Consider the following 17,881-nt stretch of genomic DNA (forward strand, 5'->3'; position numbering starts at 1 on the left):
ACCACGTTAGGCCTGAGAGCGCAGAGGATCGACTCCTTGACTAGTCGATCTCGTCGTGGTTAGGTGCCCGTCGGTCAGGCGCGGGGTGCCTTGGATGCCTTGACCGCGGCGAAGTACGCCGATGCCGGCTTCAGCCAGATCAGGATGGTGGCCACGATCGCCGCGATCACCTGCAGCAGACCGGTGAAGAAGCCCCACGGGATGTTGACCAGTGAGATGACCGTCAGAATCGTGAGCACGATGCGGGCCCAGTTCGCTCCGCGGCGCATGAAGACCGCGAACAGCACGAACACGACCGCCCAGAAGACGAGCGTGATGATCGCGAACGTGGTGCCGATCGCGATCGACGTGTCGGCGAGCTGGTCGACCGTGACGCCGTTGGTCTTCAGGTTGTCGGTGTTCTGCAGCGTGTCGATGATCTGCGCGCGGGTCGAGGAGAGCGTCACCGCGGTGACGATTCCGCTGATCACGCTGAGCACGGCGGCCGCGATGTACAGCCAGAAGGCGATGTTGACCGGCTGCGGGGGCGCGGTGGGAGCGGCGACCGGCGCGGGCGGGGTCGCGGAGTAAGAGGGGAACGCGCCGGGTGCCGCGGGCGGTGCCGGCGGAAACGCGTCAGGCGCGGCGGGCGGGACCGACCCGGCGGCGGGCGCGGGAGGAACAGTTCCGTCGTTCGCGGGAACGTCCGGCTTGCTGTCGTCGTTGGGAATAGTCATGCCGCGACCCTACTGCCGAAATCGCGTGCCTGACTAGCCTCCCACGCTGGTCACGCCACAATTCACCCTGGCTCGGGTGCCGCACCGAGAGGCGCCGTCGCCGGCCCTTCGAGCACGGAGCCGTCGGCTGCGAAGCGGGATCCGTGCAGCGGGCAGTCCCACGAACGCTCCGCGTCGTTCCAGTGCACCACCCCGCCGAGGTGGGTGCACACCGCCGTCAGAGCGCACGTGCGTCCTTCCACCGTGGAGACCGCCACCGGTGTGCGGCCGCGTCGGCCGACCACGCCTGCGCCTTCTGCGGGTGGCGCAGCAGCGGGGCCGAACTCCGGCGCCGTCTCGGCCCCCAGCCAGTCGGCGACGGCCTCCTTGCCGACGGCCGCGTTGAAGCCGATGCCTGTCGCAAGGTCGACCGGATGCGTCACCCGGTGGTGCATCACCCTCGCCCACTCGGGCTCCGCCGTCTCGGTGAGTCCGGCCGTGAGGCTGATCGCGGCGGCGACGGCGTTCGTGAATCCCCACTTGTTGTATCCGGTCGCCAGATAGATCCGGCCGCGCCCGCGCGGGAGCCAGCCCACGAACGGCACGAGGTTCGCCGAGCGGTAATCCTGCGCCGACCACCAGTGAGTGCGTTCGGCGCCAGGAAACGTCTCCTCGGCCCACCTCGTGAGATCCGCAAGCCGTTCCGCGGGAGAATCGGCGCGACCGACGTTGTGGCCGTTGCCACCCACGAGCAGGCGGCCGGTGCCGTCCGCTGCTGTGGCGGTGCGGAGCGACCGGCTCGGCGAATCCGCGGACAGGTACATGCCGCTCGGCGCATCCCGGGGGATGGTGAACGCGGTCGCGTAAGAGCGGAGCGCCTCCGTCTTCGCGAAGTACAGGCCTCTGTCGAGGATCGACGCACCCGTCGCGAGCACCACGGCCGCGGCCCGGGTCTCGCCCGAGTCGCTCGTGATCACGGCCGGGTCGGATGCGCTGACCGCGGTCACCCGCTCGCCCTCGACGATCACACCGCCGAGCGCGCGCACATCCGCCGCCAGAGATCTCAACACCGCGATCGGGTCGACCTGCGCCTGAGCGGGGAGCCTGAGCACCCGCTCGACCGGATACGGCAGCTCGCTCGTGCGTTCGTCGCTCACCGCCAGCCCGGCGGACCGGGCGGCGTCGTATTCGGCCCCGAGCGTGGCCGCGCCGTCGTCCGTCGTGGCGTACGTGTAAGCGTCGCGCACGTCATAGGGCACGCCGCTCGCGTCGAGGTAGTCGAGCAGCCAGCCCTGCCCCGCGGTGTTCGCGTCGACGTAGGCGCACAGCACGTTCTCGGTCGTGTGCCGCCGGATCTGCGACAGGGTGGTGCCCTGCAGCAGGCTCACCTTGCCCGTGGTGTTACCGGTGGTCACGGCTCCCACCGAGCGGGCCTCGAGCACGGCGACCCGCATCCCAGACCGCGCCAGCATGAGGGCCGTCGCGAGCCCGGTCAGCCCTGCGCCGACGATCGCGACGTCGTACTCGGCTCCCGGCTGAAAGCCGTCGGTGGGTATCGGGGCGACCCCGTCGAGCCAAAGGGATGTCATGGCGCTCCTCGTCGTTCGACGGCGGGTGGAAACCGTTAGTTGTGTGGGCCTACTGAAGCGAGTCGAAATCGAACCAGAACGCGTCGTCGTCGCCGTTGTCGTCCGACGGACCGGCGGACTCCCGGGGGAGCGTCGCCGTCTCGATCCGCACCTTCGTCTGGCTCGTCACGAACACCTCGCTCGGGGGCCTGCTCGACCGGGCGATGGGCACGAACGCGCCATCCGCCCTGCTCGCCTCCACGACGCGCTCCTTGAACTCTTCGACAGGAGCCCGTTCGACGAAGGTGAAGCGCAGGTCGTCGATGTAGACGTGGTACACCTGCATGTCCTCTCCCCGATCGGTATCTGGTGCGGAATGGTACGCGCGCTTCACGAATGCACCAGGGGGAGAGCGCAGAAAGGACCGCGCGTACAGGTCACAAGTAGTCCAGGTCGATGGCCTCGGTGTTCTCCGTTCCGCTGCGCACGAAACCGGCGCGCGGAGTGCCCTGCGCAGCGATCGCCTTCTCGGTCTCGGCCACGAAGTCGGCGTCCACGAGATCGTTGTCGCCGGGCGCCTCCTCGGCGAGGATCTGGCTTGCGGGGCCGAGCAGGAGAAGCGCCGTGCCGGTGGAGCCGTCGTCTCGCACGATCGGCGCCTGCACCTCGGCGGCGATGCCGCGCTTCGCCAGCACTGCCGCATAGCGGACGAGCACGTCGGCGATATCGTCCCCGGTGATCACGGCACCGCTTGCGTAGTGGATTCGTTTCATCTAACAGTCATACGAGCGGCGAAGACGCTGGTCAAGGCCTTGCGCCCGGCCAGCGGGAAGCGTTGACTGCGGCGCATGACAGACTCCACGAGCACTTCCCGTCCGCTGACCGCGCTGGCGCTGGTGTGCAGTCTCAAGCCTTCACCGGCTGAGTCGAGCAGCCAGCTTCTCGCCACACAGCTTCTCGACGAGCTGTCGAAGAACGGCGTCTCGGGCACGGCTGTGCGACTCGTCGACTTCGACGTGAAGCCCGGAGTCGAACTGGATGAGGGCGACGGAGACGCCTGGCCGGCGATCAGGGAGCAGGTGATCGCGTCGGACATCCTCATCATCGTCACGCCGACCTGGATGGGGCACATGTCCAGCGTCGCGCAGCGCGCTCTCGAGCGACTCGACGCCGAGCTCTCCGAGACCGACGAGAACGGGCGGCCGCAGGTCGAGGGCAAGGTCGCGATCGCCGGCGTCGTCGGCAATGAGGACGGTGCGCACGCGATCATCGCCGACCTCTTCCAGGCGCTCAACGATGTGGGCTTCAGCATCCCGTCGCAGGGTGCGACCTACTGGAACGGCGAGGCGATGGGCAGCGTCGACTACAAAGACCTCGACGAGACGCCCGAGAGCGTGAAGCGCACGAACCAGTCGGTGGCGAAGAACGCCGCACACCTCGCCCGGGTGCTCGCCGCGACGCCGTACTGAGACGACCGGCTAGGCCCGCCGACGGCGACGGATGCCGCTGACTCCCACCGCCGTCGCTCCGGCGGCCAGTAGCGCCGCGCCGATCCAGGCGATGAGTGCGCCGTCGACCGAGGAGCCCGTGTCGGCGATCTCGCCGGGGGCCGAGGCATCGGGATCGCCCGCCGGTGCTGTGCCGCCCGGCGGGGTCGTCGGCGGCGTCGTCGGCGGAACGACCGCATCCGCGACCAGGGTGTAGTTCTGATCGACGATCGTCTCCCCGGCGTCGGTGATGGTCACCGTCTTCGTCAGGGGGTCGGTCGTGGTGTAGCCGTCAGGCACCGTCAGTGTAATCGTGTACGTTCCCGGAGCCAGCGGCACGACGCCGTACTGGCCGGCCGGATCGGTCGTGAGAGCGGACGTTCCCGAAGGGCCGTCGACCGTCACCTTCGCGCCGGCGACCGGGTTCCCATCGCTGTCGAGAACGGCGCCCGAGACGCTCCCTGTTCGGGCGAGGGCGAAGTCGACGCCCGTGATGTCGCTGGTGGCGACGGTGACGGGACGCGAGTCGGTTCCCGACACGATGAAGTCCGACGGAGGTTCGACCGTGATGGTGTACCCGCCCGACGGCACCCGGGGGAACGTGTAGCTGCCGTCGCCACCGGTCACGACGCTCACGGGCGAGCCTCCCCCGTTCGGCGTGGCGGTGACGGTGACCCCGGACACACCGGCGCCGGAGGCGGTGACGGTGCCGGACACATCCGGATCGGCCGTGAGCACGAAGTCCTGGTCGGTGATCGGATCCTCCGAGCCGGCGGGCACGGTGATCGTGCGGGACGCAGGGGCGACGGTGTAACCGTCGATCGGGGTCACGGTGATCGTGTGGTCGCCGACCGCCACCGTGTCGAAGAGGTAGGCGCCCGTGGCATCCGTGGTCGCCGTCTGGCCGCCGATGGTCACGGTAGCCCCCGCGATCGGTGCGCCGAGCGAATCGAGAACGGTGCCGCTGACGGCGACGGGAACGACGTCGCGCACGGTGAATTCGACCACCGCATCCGTCGTCGTCAGATCGGCCGGTGCGTTGGGTGAGCCGACGGCGATCTTGCCGGCCGGAACGCCGATCGAGACGGTGTAGCCGTCGGTCGCGAGAAAGCCGGGGAACGAGTATGCGCCGCCGCCCGCGGTGGTGGCGGTGGCCACGACGGCGCCGTCGCGGTCGGTGAGGGTGACGGGCACGCCGTCGACGGGGCCGGTGTTCTGGTCGGCGACTGTTCCGCTGATGTCACGGGCGACGGAGGCGAACCAGGTCTGGAACACGGGGAGTCCGGTGACCCGGGTGTAGACGAAGGTCAGCGAAGAGATCCGCGCCGAGGGCTCGAACCAGCCCGCGGCTCCCGTTGTGTCGTTCGAGTTCTTGTTGTTGACCGGATCCCCGCTGAGGGTCGCGGTCGCCGCATCCCAGGCCGGCACATCCGGCGTCGGCGTGGTCGGCGTGCAGACACCGGGAACGCAGTAGTTGAAACCGCCGCGGAAGCCCAGCTGAGCGGCGGTGAGCGCGACGCCGTCGGGGCCGATCGCGCGCACCTGCACCTTGTCGGCATCGATGTCGCCGAGCACGAAGGTCCACCCCGACGGCGGCGTCGGAGTGCGGAAGGCGTACGTCGTCGTCGAGGGCGCCGTGGGGGTGTCGGCTTTGGGTCTCAGGTTCAGATACGGCTGGTTCTTGCTCGACCCGTACTTCGCGCCGACCGGGGTCGAGGGAGCGAGCCAGGTCGAGGCGCCCGAGATGACACCGATCTGCCCGGTGCGCGAATCGCTCGTCACATCGGCGACGAGCGCGGGGTTGTTCGCCACGGTGACCGTGGTCGTCGAGACGCCGGCCGCGGTCGTGAGCGGAGTCCATCCGGCCCACAGCGTGGTTGTGGCCGCCGCGGCGGGCGATGTCAGGATGAGCGGCGCGACGAAGGCGGCGAGAAGAACGGGCAGGGCGACGCGTGGGCGGAGACGCATGCGCTCAGGCTAGACCGGCGGCCCCCGAATGGGGAAGCTTTTCGTGTCGACGTCGCTACGCTGAGACCTCGTGACTGCCTCCGACCCCCGCCCCGAGCCCGACGCGGCCCTCGTCGCACGGCTGCGTGCTGCGGGATGCGTGTTCGCCGAAGACGAGGCGCGGCTCCTGCTCGAAGCGGCCGAGTCGCCGCAGGAGCTCGAGCGTCTGGTGTCGCAGCGCGTCGAAGGCTTTCCGCTGGAGGCGCTGCTCGGCTGGGCGGAGTTCTGCGGGCTGCGCATCGCCGTCGAACCCGGGGTGTTCGTTCCCCGACATCGCACGGAGTTCCTGGTAGAGCTGGCGGTGGAGGCGACGGCCCCGGATGCGGTCGTGCTCGATCTCTGCTGCGGCGCGGGCGCGATCGGCGCGGCCATCGCATCCCGGGCCGGCCCCTCGGTCGAGCTCCACGCGGCAGACATCGAGGCCGCGGCCGTGCGCTGCGCTCGCGTGAACCTCGAGCCCCGCGGCACCGTCTACGAGGGCGACCTGTACGACGCGTTGCCTCCCACGTTGCGCGGCCGGGTCACCGTGCTGGCCGTGAACGCGCCCTATGTTCCGACGGACTCCATCGCGATGATGCCCCCGGAGGCGCGCCTGCACGAGCCAGCAGTGGCCCTCGACGGCGGCGGCGACGGGCTCGACATCCACCGCAGGGTCGCCGCTGGTGCCTCGGAATGGTTGGCACCCGGCGGCCGCCTGCTCATCGAGACGAGCCGGGGCCAGGCCGAGCGCAGTGCCGCCCTGTTCGAGGATGCGGGGCTCAACGCCCACGTCGAGACCTCTGACGAACTCGACGCGACCGTGGTGGTGGCGGTGAAGGCCGTGGCCGTGCGGGCCGGCCTCTAACGGTGCAGCAGCATCCCGCGGCCTGAGGCGAAGCGCTCGAGAACGTCGACGTGCACGCGGGCGCCGGCCGCGCATCCGGTGACCCCCGAAGGATTGTGGAACTCGGCGACGCCATCGGCCGTCGAATAGACGAGCACCAGATGACCGCCGCGGCGCCTGTTCGGGTGTTCGGGCCAGCGCACTTCGGGCGACACCGAGAGTATGGCGACCGTTTCCTCGCCGACCGGCGCCAGCAGGTCACAGGCGCGGGTGTTCTCGACCACTTCGCCGCGCAGGCCGTACTCCGCGCCCACCCAGTCGAGGAAAGGCCGGTAGAAGAGTCCGCCGACCGTGTCGTCGGGGTGGTGCACCAAGGCGCCGGACGCACGCGCACCGGTGAGCAATTCGGCGAGAGGAACATCCCTACCCTGCCAGGCCTGCAGCACCGACCGCAGGCACGCGAGCCCGCACACGTGACGCGCCCAGAAACGGTACTCCTCGGCCGACGTGAACCCGGATGCGCGCCAGTCGTGAAAAGGAGCCGGGTCGCCGTCGTTCACCACCACCTCCTCGGTGGCACGAACGCTGCCCCACTGCGATTCGTAAGGGAAGACGGCCGGCACGGGAGAAGTCTACGGATGCCGCCCACCGCTGGTCGCCACTAGGCTCGGGGGGCATCCGTCACCGAAAGGACGAGCCCTCCATGGCATCCAGCCACGAATTCTTCAGTGCAGCGAACCCCGACCAGGTTCGCGACGTGATCGGTCAGACGCTCACCGGCCTCGGTTTCACGGTTGAGTCCACGCCGGCCGGCGGGTTCGTCGCCAAGCGCGGCAGCGTGCCGATGACCGTGCTTCTCGGCGGCCTGGCCGGCGGCAAGCTCTACATGTCGTTCCAGGTCGCGATCATGGAACTCCAAGGGCAGATCGTCGCCCGTCTCAGCCGGGTGACCGCGAACGCCTTCGTCACCGGCGGCGCGATCGGTGCAGCCAAAGCGAACAACGTGTTCATGGAGACCGCGAACGCCATCGGCGCCCGGATGCACGACGCCGGCATCCTGACGTCGTCCCGCCAGCTCGCCTGAGCCGATGGGCTGGGTGTCGCCGCGCGGCGTGTGGCGCTTCTGAGTCGCCGGCGGTTCTAGGCTTCTGACATGGGCGGAGTGGTGGTCGGGTTCGCGATCATCGCGTTCGTCATCCTGGTCGGCTACGTTGCGGGGCGGCTCGGAATCGGAGGGCCGCAGGCGCCGTTCGTGTTGAACCGGATCGCGTTCTTCATCACGAACCCCGCTCTGCTCTTCGTCACTCTCGCCAAGGCGGACCTCCGGGTCGTCTTCTCGACGCAGGTCGTCGTCGCCGCCGTGGCTGCGCTGATCGCCGCCGGCGCGTTCGTGCTCCTGTCGCGGCTGTTCTTCCGTCGAGGAGTGGCTGAGACCACCATCGGTGCCCTGGGCGCAGGCTACGTGAACGCCAACAACATCGGTCTGCCGGTGGCGGTGTACGTGCTCGGCAACGCGTCCTATGTCGCGCCCGTGCTGCTGCTCCAGCTGATCGTCTTCGCGCCGATCGCCCTCACCACCCTCGATGTCGCCGCGCGCGGGTCGGCGTCGGTCGGCAGCATCCTGTCGCAGCCGTTCCGCAACCCGATGATCATCGCTTCGATCCTCGGAATCCTCGTGGACGCGAGCGGAGTGCAACTGCCCGAGGTGGTCTTCCAGCCGTTCGTTCTGCTCGGCGGTGCTGCCGTGCCGCTCGTTCTGATGGCGTTCGGGATGTCGTTGCACGGCTCCCGACCGCTGCGCGCCGACCACGGGCGCGCCGAGATTCTCACCGCATCCGTTCTCAAAGCCGTGCTCATGCCGCTCGTGGCATATGCCGTCGCCCGCTTCGCGTTCGGGCTCGACGGCCAGGCGCTTTTCGCCGCCGTCGCCTTGGCCGCGCTGCCCACTGCGCAGAACGTCTACAACTTCGCCGCCCGCTACGAACGCGGAATCCCGATCGCCCGCGACACCGTTCTGCTCACGACAGTGCTCGCCGTGCCCGCCCTGCTCCTGATCGCGGCGCTGCTGGCGCCGTAGACGCTGCCGCGCTGCCGTGCGCACCGACGCTCGCTGCGCCGCCTCGCCGCCGCGCAGCGCCGTGCATGGTTCCCTCCGCGAGTGTGGCCGCTAGAACGGCCCCGCCCGCCGAGTGTGCCCGCTGCGGCCGAATGTGGCCGCTGCGCCAGCCACGTTCGACCGGAACGGCCACATTCGCCGGGATGGGCCACTTTCGCCAGCGCTCGATGCGGGCGCGCAGGCTCCGAGGGCCCGCGAATTTGGTGCGCCGCCGCGGGTGGTGCGGACGCGGGTGGGTGAGGTCGGTGCGAGTGTTGCTCTTTGTGCCGGGTGTGCCCGCTGCGGTCGAGTGTGGCCGCTGCGCCAGCCACATTCGACCGGAACGGCCACATTCGCCGGGATGGGCCCGTTTCGCCAGCGCTCGATGCGCGCGCGGCCTCCGAGCGGGACCGTCGAATTTCGTGCGCAGACGGGGGTGGCTGGACCCGGTGCGAGTGTTGCTCTTTGTGCCGGGTGTGCCCGCTGCGGTCGAGTGTGGCCGCTGCGCCAGCCACGTTCGACCGGAACGGCCACGTTCGATGGGAACGGCCACGTTCGGTGGGGATGGCACGTTCGATGGCAACGGCCACATTCGATGGGGATGGCCACGTTCGGCGGAGCGCACCGTCACGCGACGGGTGAAATGCTCGATCGACCAGAGCGGCGAAATGCTCGGCCGGCCGGGACGACGCGGCGGCAGGCTGGCTCAGCGGGGGCGGGCGGCGTCCCGGTCGCGGAGGTAGGCGGCGTTGCCGCGGATGGCGGCCTCGTAGCGGAGGAGGTCTTCGGTGCGCACCTCGTCGACGGTGAGTTCCATGAGGGCCGCGACCGCCGCGTCGCTGCGGCCGGCGGCGTGGAGGGAGAGGGCGTGCCACATCCGCACGGACTCCGAGCGCGGGTAGAGCTGGAGGGCTCTGTCGAGTGCGGCGAGCGAGTCGTCGTGGCGGCCGAGATTGCGCAGCGTGCTCCCGTATTGCAGGAGGCACCGGCGCAGGGTGTCGCCGGTCAGGCCGAGCTCCATGGCGCGTTCGTAGTAGCCCAGGGCGGTCTCTTCGTCGCCGGCCGTGTCGTACGAGCCGCCGACGTCGTAGAGTACGGCGGCGTTGTCGGGATGCTCGGCGAGAACACGCAGGAAAGCCTCGATCGTCGGCCCCATGTTCGCGCGATCGCGGGCTTCGAAGATGTCGCGCAACCGCTGCGCGAGTTCCGGACTGACATGGGTCGGGTCGGTGTCGGCCTGCTCGGGCATCAGTCGTGGAACCCTTCGTTCGTAGCGTTCGTAGCGTTCGTAGCGTTCGTAGCGCTCGTAACCCGCGCGGTCTGCGCGGCGCGCCCGCCCTGCTCGCCCTGCGCGCTCCGCGCTTCAACGATCGCGCGCACCAGATCGTACGGCGTCGGCTCGGACAACGGGAACTTCAGCGTGTCTGCACCGCTGCGATACGGCTCGAGGCGCGCTTCGAGCTCGGCCGTCTGCTCGTGCACCGGATAGATGCCGATGTGCCGTTTCCAGGCCGCGAAATGCAGCCAGCCCGCGTTCGGCCGGTCCGACGGGATCTCGATGGCGGGCATCCCGTAGCGGATCCTCTCGGTGGCGCCCGGCGCGACCGAGAGGATCGTCTCGCGAAGCCGGGTCAGCAGCTCGCGCACGTCAGGATCGCTGTCGGCGATGTACTCGTCGATCGTCTTCGCGGTCATCCCTCTCCCACCTTCGGGCGCTGCGTGAACACTGCCCTGTCGCAGAACGCCTGTCGCAGAACGATACCGCCGGTCACACCTGTTCGAGCAGCCGGCGCAACGGATCGGGAACCGCATGGGATGCGGCAGCGGCGAGCGACAGCTCGCGTGCGTACTGCTCCTTCCGCCCGGATGTGGTCCCGAGAAACCGGTGCAGCTGCTGCTCTGGGCTGCGCTCGCGCTGGGCGGGTTGCCGCTGGAAGGTGCGGAAGAGCCGGAGGTCGTTCTGCGTGGCGAGCACATCCTCCACCGCGGCGACGCCCAGTGAGCGGATGAGTTCGCCTTCGAGGTCGGGGTCGCAGATCTCGAACGTGTCCGCGGTCATCCCCGCCCGCTCGAAGAAGCGGATCTCGCCGACATCGCAGAGTCCGTGCAGTTCGAGGCCGATGCCGTCGATGCCGAGCACTTCGACGTAGCGACGGATGCTCATCGCACCGCCCATCGCGAGAACCGCGACACCCTCCCGCCGGAGGTCGCGCGCGCCGGCCGAGGCGATGGCGTGAAGCGCGGCCCGGTCGCTCGCGCCTTCGACGAGGATCGCGGCACGCACCACACCGTCGGACGCCGCGGCCTCTGCCGCGGCCACCGACTCCGCTGGGTCGACGCGGCCGGAAGCCCAGCCTTCGGCGGCGCGCTCGAACACCCGCATCCCTTCGACGCGGGCGTCTCCCGCCACGGATCGGCTTCCCGACTGCTCCGTCACCGTGCCATTGTGACACCGCGCATGCGAGAGGAGCGCCGGGGGATCAGCGACCCTGCCCTCGGCGAGGCGCCCCGCCTGGCAGCGTCATGACGTCAACCACTGTCGCAGGGTGGGTTTCGCGGGTACGTTCCGCACAAACATCCGAACCCGTCACCCTCAGGAGGGCCAATGAAATTCCTCATCTTCGTCGCCGGTGTCGGCGTCGGCTTCGTGCTCGGTTCGAAGGCCGGCCGACAGGCTTACGACCGCATCAAGCACCAGGTCGACAACTTCACCCAGTCGTCGCCGGTGCAGCAGGTCAAGAGCGATGTCAAAGACCTGGCAGGCAAGGCCGCGGGCGAAGCCGGCGATCGGGTCAGCGACGTCATCGACAAGGCGAGCGACAAGCTCGACGACCTCACCGGCAAGAGCTCGGGCTCGGCTTCGACCGCGAGCTGACCGTTCGAACGCGACGATGCCCGCCTCCCTGTGTGGAAGGCGGGCATCGTCGTGTTGTCGGTCAGCTGATCTTGCGGCGGTAGATCGCGATCGCCCAGGCGTAGGCGGCGATCAGGATGCCGACGAGCCAGGCGAGAGCGATCCAGATGTCACCGCCGACCGGCTGCTCGGCGAACAGTGCCCGAATCGTGTTGACGATCGAGGTCACGGGCTGGTTCTCGGCGAACCAGGCGACCGGGCCGGGCATCGAGTCGGTGGGCACGAACGCCGAGCTGATGAACGGGAGGAAGATCAGCGGGTAGCTGAACGCGCTCGCTCCGTCGACCGTCTTCGCCGAGAGGCCCGCCACCACGGCGATCCAGGTCAGCGCGACGGTGAACAGCACAAGGATTCCCGCGACGGCCAGCCAGGCGCCGACGGATGCTCCGGTGCGGAACCCCATGATGAGGGCGACGCCGGTCACGATCGCGACCGAGACCAGGTTGGCCGCGAGCGACGTGAGCACGTGCGCCCAGAGCACACTCGACCTCGCGATGGGCATCGACTGGAATCGCTCGAAGATGCCCCCCTGCATGTCGAGGAACAGACGGTATGCGGTGTACGCGATGCCCGACGCGATCGTGATCAGCAGGATGCCCGGGAGCATGTAGTTGATGTACGACTCGTCGGATCCCGTGTTGATCGCGCCGCCGAGCACGTACACGAAGAGCAGCATCAGGGCGATCGGGGTGATCGCGGTGGTGATGATCGTGTCAGGGCTGCGGACGATGTGGCGGAGCGAGCGCCCGGTCAGAACGCCGGTGTCGCCGAGAACGTTGGTGGTCATCGGAGTTCCTTTCCGGTCGGGACGGCGCTGCCCGCGCCGGTGGTGCTGTCGTCGGTCTCGTCGGGCTCTCCGACGAGGGCGAGGAAGACATCCTCGAGCGATGGCTGCTTCTCGACGTATTCGACCTTGGCGGCCGGAAGAAGCTGCTTGAGCTCGGCGAGGGTGCCGTTCTGGATGATCGTGCCCTTGTGCAGGATCGCGATGCGGTCGGCGAGCTGCTCCGCCTCATCGAGGTACTGCGTGGTGAGCAGCACGGTGGTGCCCTCGTCGGCGAGCTGCTTGACGGTCTGCCACACCTCGATGCGGGCCTGCGGGTCGAGCCCTGTCGTCGGTTCGTCGAGGAAGATGACCGGCGGGTTGCCGATCAGGCTCATCGCGATGTCGAGGCGTCGCCGCATGCCGCCGGAGTATGTGCCCGCCTTGCGCTTGCCGGCGTCGGTGAGCGAGAAGCGGGCGAGCAGGTCGTCCGCAATCGCTCCGGGGTTCTTCAGGTGGCGCAGCCGTGCCACGAGAACGAGGTTCTCACGGCCGGTGAGCACTTCGTCGACGGCCGCGAACTGACCGGTGAGGCTGATCGACTCCCGCACCTCGCCGGGTTTCGCGGCCACGTCGAACCCGTACACCGTGGCGGCGCCCGAGTCGGCCTTCAACAGGGTCGACAGGATGCGCACCAGCGTGGTCTTGCCGGCCCCGTTGGAGCCGAGCAGGGCGAAGATGCTGCCCGCCTGCACCTCGAAGTCGACGCCGCGGAGCACGTGCAGGTCTTTGAACGACTTCTGGATGCCCTGCACCCGGATGGCCGGTTCGGTGGTCATTTCTGTTCCTCCCGCTCCGCGTCTTCGATCGCCTTCGTGAGGCGCGAGCGCTCCTTGTCGATCCACTGCTTGCTGCTGTACGCCTGGGCGAACGTCTCGGAGAACTCGACGGGGTCGTCGCCGACGATCTCGTGCAGCGGTGTGCCGTCGATGGATGCGCGCTCCCACAGGTCGGCCAGGTCGGTCAGCATCGTGATGATGGACTCGCCGTCGGTGACTCCCCCGAAGTAGAGGAGGTACCGGTGCATCGCCTTCGCCGCGCTGCCGTAGGGCTCGGGAAGGGCGTTGATGCGAGCCTTGTCCTGCTTGTACTGCTTCTTCTGTTCGAGCGACCCGGTGAGGCTCTCGATCCACTTTGATGCCATGATTACTCTCCTTCTTGCGGGTGTTCGATGTGGTGGTGGAGCTGTTCGATGCGTTCTGCGAGAAAGCTCCAGCTTCTCCAGAACTCGACGAGGTATTCGCTGCCTTGCGCGTTCAGCGAGTAGACCTTGCGGGGCGGCCCCTTCTCCGAGGGGACTTTTGTCACGTCGACGAGGCCGCGCTGCTCGATCCTGACCAGCAGCGCGTAGACGGTGCCTTCGACGATGTCGGAGAACCCCTGCTCACGCAGTCGCGCCGTGATCTCGTAGCCGTAGGCCGGCTGAACCGCGAGTGTCGCGAGCACGATGCCTTCGAGGGTGCCTTTCAGCATCTCGGTCATCTGTTTGGCCATGAGGCCCTCCTTTGCTACTCGGTGTTGCTGACTACCAGTAGATAGTAACGCCGACTACCGGTAGATAGCAACACTGAATAGCATCGAATTTCGAGAGGGTTTCGACAGCGATTTCGAGGGCCGTAGCGGGAGCCGCTAAGCGCCCTGCGGCGGGTGCGCGAGCAGGTCGACGCGCTCGGCCAAATAGGTGGCCAGCTCGACGGTGCCCTCGGTCGACGGACTCCAGCGCACCACCGCCATGCCGTCCCGCAGCATGAGGGGGCCGTCGGAGGCGCGCAGGCTCTCCGCATCCAGCGCTATCGGCTCGAAGCCGTGGTTCACCGTCTCGCCGGGCTCGAAATGCCCGCGCATGGCGGCAGCCCGGAACGCCCGGCGATCCTCTGCCGATTGGGATTGGTAAGCGGGTCGGCCCGGTTCCAGCGCACGCGTGATCGATCCGGTCGCGAAGAGCCGACCGTCGCCAGCGAGCAGCAGCACGCCCAGCCGCCAGGCTCTGCCCGCCGGCTGAAGCACGGCCTCGCGCGTGATCAGCAGTTTTCGGTGACGCGGGATGAACTGGGCGAGCGCCTCGTCGCGCGCGCCTGAGCCGGTCAGCCGTTCGACCGCATCCAGCAGCAGGGTGCGGATGCGCACGACGGCGGCGTCGTCCTGGTCGCCGCTGCTGTCCACGCGACGAGAATACGCGCCCGATCGACGGCAATGGGATGCGCAGAACGCCCCACTCGGGCAAGGATGGGTACATGAAGACGTTTGCACTGCCGCACACCGACCTCGAAGTCTCCAACATCATCCTCGGCCTCATGCGCATCACGCCGCTGAGCGACGAGGAGATCCGCACGCTCGTGAGCGCCGCACGTGAGGAGGGGATCAACTTCTTCGACCACGCCGACATCTACGGCGACGTGCGTCACGGCTGCGAGCGCCGCTTCGGCGACGCCGTCACGTTCTCGCCCGCCGAGCGCGAGGCTGTGGTCATCCAGTCGAAGGTCGGCATCCGCGACGGGTTCTTCGACTTCTCGAAGGAGCACATCCTCAGCTCGGTCGACGAGACGCTCGAAGCGTTGCGAACCGACTACCTCGACATCCTGCTGCTGCACCGCCCCGACACGCTCGTCGAGCCGGAAGAGGTCGCCGCCGCGTTCGACGAGTTGCAGAAGGCCGGCAAGGTGCGGCACTTCGGCGTCTCGAACCAGACCCCCGGCCAGGTCGAGCTGCTGAAGCGCTTCGTGTCGCAGCCGCTCATCGTCAACCAGGTGCAGCTCAGCATCACGCATTCGCCGCTCATCGCGCAGGGCATCGCGGCGAACATGGCCGGCCTCGACCAGTCGATCGACAGGGACAACGGGATCCTCGACTACAGCAGGCTGAACGACATCACCCTGCAGGCGTGGTCGCCCTTCCAGAAGGCGTTCTTCGACGGCGTCTTTCTCGGCGACCGCGAGAACTATGCCGAACTGAACGACGTGATCGACGAACTCTCCGCCTCGTACGGCGTGCCGCCGGCAGCGATCGCCGTCGCGTGGATCACCCGGCATCCCGCGCGGATGCAGGTGGTGCTCGGCACGACCAAGGTCGATCACCTGCGCGATTCGGCGGCGGGCTCCGACATCCCGTTGACCCGGCAGGAGTGGTACCGCCTCTTCACTGCGGCAGGCTACAAACTGCCATGAGCACCAAGGTGGTGCTGATCCGCGGCGTCAACGTCGGCGGAAAGAACCCCGTCGCGATGGCCGGGCTCCGCGAGTGTCTCGAGGAGCTCGGCTGCACCGATGTCACCACCTACCTGAACAGCGGGAACGCCGTCGTCGATTCGAGCGTGGCGGTGAAGAAGCTGGCGGCGAGCATCCAGGAGGAGCTGCCTCGGCGGTTCCATCTGCACGACGTGCTCGTGAAAGTGCTGGTGCTGCCGGCGGAACGGCTGCGCGCCGTCGTCGACGACAGGCCGACGGGGTTCGGGGACAAGCCGGACGAGTACCACAGCGACGCGATCTTTCTCATGGACGGGCTCGGCGTCGACGAGGCGATGGCGGTCTTCGACCCGCGCGAGGGCGTCGACCGGGTCTGGCCGGGCGACGGAGTGGTGTACTCGCAGCGCCTCTCGGCGGAGCGCACGAGAAGCCGACTCGGCAAGATCGTCGGCACGCCGGCCTACAAGTCGATGACCATCCGCAGCTGGCAGACCACCACGAAACTTCTCGCGCTCGTCGATGCTCGCTGAGAGCTCCCCACGCTGAGCACTCCCTGACGATTTCACAACCCCGTAGAGACGACTGCCGCACAAGCGTACGTTGCGCAGTGTTGTCACGGAGGCAACGACGAAAGGAGTGCAGCCATGGGTGCATCTGACAAGATCGAAAATGCCGCCGAGAAGGCGAAGGGCAAGGTCGAAGAAGCGACCGGTCGCGCTACCGGCGACGACGAGAAGGTCGCCGAAGGCAAGGCGGATCAGTCGAAGGCCGACCTGAAGCAGGCCGGCGAGAAGGTCAAGGACGTCTTCAAGAACTGACGCACACCGACGAAGGGGTGAGCCGCCGACCTGGGCTCACCCCTTCTTCTTGCCCAGCCAGGCCTGGAGGTCGGCGAGCGGCCAGGTCGTGACGATGCGCTCGGCCGGCACCTTGTTGGCGACGGCCCGCGCAGCGCCGTATTGAAGAAAGTCCAGCTGACCGGGAGCGTGGGCGTCGCTGTCGATGCTGAACACGCATCCCGCGGCCAGCGCCAGCGCGATCAGGTCGTCGGGTGGGTCCTGGCGCTCGGGTCGAGAATTGATCTCGACCGCCACGTCGTTCGCGGCGCACGCGGCGAACACCTTCTTCGCGTCGAACTCCGAGGGCGGCCGCGTTCCACGCCCGCCCTGCACGAGCCGCCCGGTGCAGTGGCCGAGCACATTGGTCTCGGGATGCTCGATGCCGCCGAGCATCCGTCGCGTCATGGTCGCTCGGTCGGAGCGCAGTTTCGAGTGCACGCTGGCGACCACCACATCCAGCCGGCCGAGCAGTTCGGGCGTCTGATCGAGGTCGCCGCTCTCGAGGATGTCGACCTCGATGCCGGTCAGCACCCGCACGCCGTTCGCGACCTTCTCCTCGGCGTCGACACGCTCGACCACTCGCAGTTGCTCGGTCAGCCGTTCGGGGCTCAGGCCGTTGGCAACCTTGAGGTTCGGCGAGTGATCGGTGATGGCCTGGTACTCGTGCCCCAGCGACCTCGCGGCTGCCACCATCAGTTCGATCGGGGTTCCGCCATCCGACCACTCCGTGTGGCTGTGCAGGTCGCCGCGCAGCTGAGCGAGCAACTTCTCGCCTCCGGTGGCGAGGGGATGCGCGCCGCGCTCCCGCAGATCGGCGAGGTACTCCGGCACCTCCCCGTCGATGGCTTGCGCGATCACGCCGTACGTCCGATCGCCGATGCCCTTCGTGCGCTTCAGTCTGCCGTCGGCCGCCCGCTCGGCGAGCTCGGCCGGGTCGACGGGCGCGATGATCGCCGCCGCTTTGCGGAAGGCCTGCACCTTGAACGAGGGCGCGAGCTCCCTCTCCAGCCAGAAGGCGATCTCGTTGAGGGCATCGACGGGGTTCATGGCACCATCATGCGCCCAACGGTCACGCGCCGCGCGTAAGATTCGCAGGAAACGCCACGACGAGAGGAACCTGATGACCGAGAGCAACGCCCCCGCATTCGAACTGCTCGCCGCCCAGCTGCTCGAAGATCCCGACGACGACGTGACGGTGACGAGCACCGGTCTGCACGTTCACGGCAGGCTGTTCGCCTACCTCGACGGGGCCGGCCTCGTGGTCGATCTGCCCGAAGACAGGGGAGCAGACCTGGTCGGTCGCGACGTTGCCGAACCGGTCGACGAAGGGCTCGCCGAGCCGCGCGGCAACTGGGTCTCGATCGCCGATGCCGAGGACTGGCCTGAGCTCGCTTCGGAGGCGCACCAGTTCGTCGGAGAGCCGCCGGTGGGCAGGCAGTCCTAGCGGC

24 protein-coding genes are annotated in these 17,881 nt (G+C 68.4%); 9 read left to right on the forward strand and 15 right to left on the reverse strand.

Annotated elements, in window-relative coordinates:
• Positions 1 to 74: 74 nt before the first annotated feature.
• The 4 genes from ACFVWR_RS05715 to ACFVWR_RS05730 form a co-directional block, all read right to left on the reverse strand.
• On the reverse strand, positions 75 to 716 hold the full coding sequence (locus ACFVWR_RS05715; RefSeq protein WP_387208921.1) for a hypothetical protein: 642 nt from the start codon (positions 714 to 716) through the stop codon (positions 75 to 77).
• 62 nt (positions 717 to 778) lie between these two features.
• Entirely contained in the window at positions 779 to 2,284 is a 1,506-nt protein-coding gene (locus ACFVWR_RS05720) for an FAD-dependent oxidoreductase (RefSeq protein WP_387208923.1), read from the reverse strand.
• A gap of 49 nt (positions 2,285 to 2,333) precedes the next feature.
• On the reverse strand, positions 2,334 to 2,609 hold the full coding sequence (locus ACFVWR_RS05725; RefSeq protein WP_387208925.1) for a hypothetical protein: 276 nt from the start codon (positions 2,607 to 2,609) through the stop codon (positions 2,334 to 2,336).
• 91 nt (positions 2,610 to 2,700) lie between these two features.
• Complete coding sequence (locus ACFVWR_RS05730; protein ID WP_387208927.1) at positions 2,701 to 3,036, reverse strand: hypothetical protein; 336 nt, start codon at positions 3,034 to 3,036, stop codon at positions 2,701 to 2,703.
• A 75-nt stretch (positions 3,037 to 3,111) separates the two neighbouring features.
• Between ACFVWR_RS05730 and ACFVWR_RS05735 the strand changes: the two genes are divergently transcribed.
• Positions 3,112 to 3,732, forward strand: a complete 621-nt coding sequence (locus ACFVWR_RS05735; RefSeq protein ID WP_387208929.1) for a flavodoxin family protein — start codon at positions 3,112 to 3,114, stop codon at positions 3,730 to 3,732.
• A 9-nt stretch (positions 3,733 to 3,741) separates the two neighbouring features.
• Here ACFVWR_RS05735 and ACFVWR_RS05740 read toward each other — a convergent pair whose 3' ends face one another.
• Positions 3,742 to 5,718 carry a collagen binding domain-containing protein gene (locus ACFVWR_RS05740; RefSeq protein WP_387208931.1) on the reverse strand — a complete coding sequence of 659 codons (1,977 nt, stop codon included), beginning with the start codon at positions 5,716 to 5,718 and terminating at the stop codon, positions 3,742 to 3,744.
• A 70-nt stretch (positions 5,719 to 5,788) separates the two neighbouring features.
• Here ACFVWR_RS05740 and ACFVWR_RS05745 point away from each other — a divergent pair, with 70 nt between their 5' ends.
• Positions 5,789 to 6,601 (forward strand): putative protein N(5)-glutamine methyltransferase, encoded by an 813-nt coding sequence (locus ACFVWR_RS05745; RefSeq protein ID WP_387208933.1) that lies wholly within the window; start codon positions 5,789 to 5,791, stop codon positions 6,599 to 6,601.
• Here ACFVWR_RS05745 and ACFVWR_RS05750 read toward each other — a convergent pair.
• Positions 6,598 to 7,203, reverse strand: coding sequence for a hypothetical protein (locus tag ACFVWR_RS05750; RefSeq protein ID WP_387208935.1), 606 nt, complete (start codon positions 7,201 to 7,203; stop codon positions 6,598 to 6,600). The two genes, ACFVWR_RS05745 and ACFVWR_RS05750, sit on opposite strands and share 4 nt — an antisense overlap.
• 80 nt (positions 7,204 to 7,283) lie before the next feature.
• On the opposite strand from ACFVWR_RS05750, the gene ACFVWR_RS05755 reads away from it, so the two are divergent.
• Positions 7,284 to 7,664: a hypothetical protein gene (locus ACFVWR_RS05755; RefSeq protein ID WP_387208937.1), complete on the forward strand. Its 381-nt coding sequence runs from the start codon at positions 7,284 to 7,286 to the stop codon at positions 7,662 to 7,664.
• Between the two features lie 69 nt (positions 7,665 to 7,733).
• Entirely contained in the window at positions 7,734 to 8,657 is a 924-nt protein-coding gene (locus ACFVWR_RS05760) for an AEC family transporter (protein ID WP_387208939.1), read from the forward strand.
• Between the two features lie 724 nt (positions 8,658 to 9,381).
• Here ACFVWR_RS05760 and ACFVWR_RS05765 read toward each other — a convergent pair.
• The 3 genes from ACFVWR_RS05765 to ACFVWR_RS05775 all read right to left on the reverse strand — a co-directional run bounded on the left by ACFVWR_RS05765 (position 9,382) and on the right by ACFVWR_RS05775 (position 11,112).
• The gene (locus ACFVWR_RS05765) at positions 9,382 to 9,924 is read right to left on the reverse strand and encodes a tetratricopeptide repeat protein (protein ID WP_387208941.1); all 543 of its coding nucleotides are present in this window, start codon (positions 9,922 to 9,924) and stop codon (positions 9,382 to 9,384) included.
• Positions 9,924 to 10,370: an iron chaperone gene (locus tag ACFVWR_RS05770; RefSeq protein WP_387208943.1), complete on the reverse strand. Its 447-nt coding sequence runs from the start codon at positions 10,368 to 10,370 to the stop codon at positions 9,924 to 9,926. The genes ACFVWR_RS05765 and ACFVWR_RS05770 overlap by 1 nt, the downstream gene beginning before the upstream one ends.
• 73 nt (positions 10,371 to 10,443) lie before the next feature.
• A complete protein-coding gene (locus tag ACFVWR_RS05775; protein ID WP_387208945.1) occupies positions 10,444 to 11,112 on the reverse strand; it encodes a TOPRIM nucleotidyl transferase/hydrolase domain-containing protein in 669 nt (222 codons plus the stop codon).
• A gap of 168 nt (positions 11,113 to 11,280) precedes the next feature.
• Between ACFVWR_RS05775 and ACFVWR_RS05780 the strand changes: the two genes are divergently transcribed.
• Positions 11,281 to 11,550 carry a hypothetical protein gene (locus ACFVWR_RS05780; RefSeq protein WP_387208947.1) on the forward strand — a complete coding sequence of 90 codons (270 nt, stop codon included), beginning with the start codon at positions 11,281 to 11,283 and terminating at the stop codon, positions 11,548 to 11,550.
• A gap of 61 nt (positions 11,551 to 11,611) precedes the next feature.
• Here ACFVWR_RS05780 and ACFVWR_RS05785 read toward each other — a convergent pair whose 3' ends face one another.
• The 5 genes from ACFVWR_RS05785 to ACFVWR_RS05805 form a co-directional block, all read right to left on the reverse strand.
• The gene (locus tag ACFVWR_RS05785; RefSeq protein WP_387208949.1) at positions 11,612 to 12,376 is read right to left on the reverse strand and encodes an ABC transporter permease; all 765 of its coding nucleotides are present in this window, start codon (positions 12,374 to 12,376) and stop codon (positions 11,612 to 11,614) included.
• On the reverse strand, positions 12,373 to 13,191 hold the full coding sequence (locus tag ACFVWR_RS05790; RefSeq protein WP_387208951.1) for an ABC transporter ATP-binding protein: 819 nt from the start codon (positions 13,189 to 13,191) through the stop codon (positions 12,373 to 12,375). Before ACFVWR_RS05790 ends, ACFVWR_RS05785 begins: the two co-directional genes overlap by 4 nt.
• Positions 13,188 to 13,556, reverse strand: coding sequence for a DUF1048 domain-containing protein (locus ACFVWR_RS05795; protein WP_387208953.1), 369 nt, complete (start codon positions 13,554 to 13,556; stop codon positions 13,188 to 13,190). The genes ACFVWR_RS05790 and ACFVWR_RS05795 overlap by 4 nt, the downstream gene beginning before the upstream one ends.
• Positions 13,557 to 13,558: 2 nt before the next feature.
• The gene (locus tag ACFVWR_RS05800; RefSeq protein ID WP_387208955.1) at positions 13,559 to 13,906 is read right to left on the reverse strand and encodes a PadR family transcriptional regulator; all 348 of its coding nucleotides are present in this window, start codon (positions 13,904 to 13,906) and stop codon (positions 13,559 to 13,561) included.
• 135 nt (positions 13,907 to 14,041) lie between these two features.
• Positions 14,042 to 14,575, reverse strand: a complete 534-nt coding sequence (locus ACFVWR_RS05805; protein ID WP_387208957.1) for a hypothetical protein — start codon at positions 14,573 to 14,575, stop codon at positions 14,042 to 14,044.
• 71 nt (positions 14,576 to 14,646) lie between these two features.
• On the opposite strand from ACFVWR_RS05805, the gene ACFVWR_RS05810 reads away from it, so the two are divergent.
• From ACFVWR_RS05810 to ACFVWR_RS05820, 3 genes are all read left to right on the forward strand, one after another.
• The gene (locus tag ACFVWR_RS05810) at positions 14,647 to 15,576 is read left to right on the forward strand and encodes an aldo/keto reductase family oxidoreductase (RefSeq protein WP_387208959.1); all 930 of its coding nucleotides are present in this window, start codon (positions 14,647 to 14,649) and stop codon (positions 15,574 to 15,576) included.
• Complete coding sequence (locus ACFVWR_RS05815) at positions 15,573 to 16,124, forward strand: DUF1697 domain-containing protein (protein WP_387208961.1); 552 nt, start codon at positions 15,573 to 15,575, stop codon at positions 16,122 to 16,124. The genes ACFVWR_RS05810 and ACFVWR_RS05815 overlap by 4 nt, the downstream gene beginning before the upstream one ends.
• 114 nt (positions 16,125 to 16,238) lie before the next feature.
• Complete coding sequence (locus ACFVWR_RS05820; protein WP_387208963.1) at positions 16,239 to 16,412, forward strand: CsbD family protein; 174 nt, start codon at positions 16,239 to 16,241, stop codon at positions 16,410 to 16,412.
• Positions 16,413 to 16,448: 36 nt separating this feature from the next.
• On the opposite strand, the gene ACFVWR_RS05825 is transcribed toward ACFVWR_RS05820, so the two are convergent.
• Positions 16,449 to 17,480, reverse strand: coding sequence for a PHP domain-containing protein (locus ACFVWR_RS05825; protein WP_387208965.1), 1,032 nt, complete (start codon positions 17,478 to 17,480; stop codon positions 16,449 to 16,451).
• Between the two features lie 73 nt (positions 17,481 to 17,553).
• Here ACFVWR_RS05825 and ACFVWR_RS05830 point away from each other — a divergent pair, with 73 nt between their 5' ends.
• Entirely contained in the window at positions 17,554 to 17,877 is a 324-nt protein-coding gene (locus ACFVWR_RS05830; protein WP_387208967.1) for a hypothetical protein, read from the forward strand.
• Positions 17,878 to 17,881 lie beyond the last annotated feature (4 nt).

This window comes from Leifsonia sp. NPDC058292 (assembly GCF_042880955.1).
Taxonomy (GTDB): domain Bacteria; phylum Actinomycetota; class Actinomycetes; order Actinomycetales; family Microbacteriaceae; genus Leifsonia.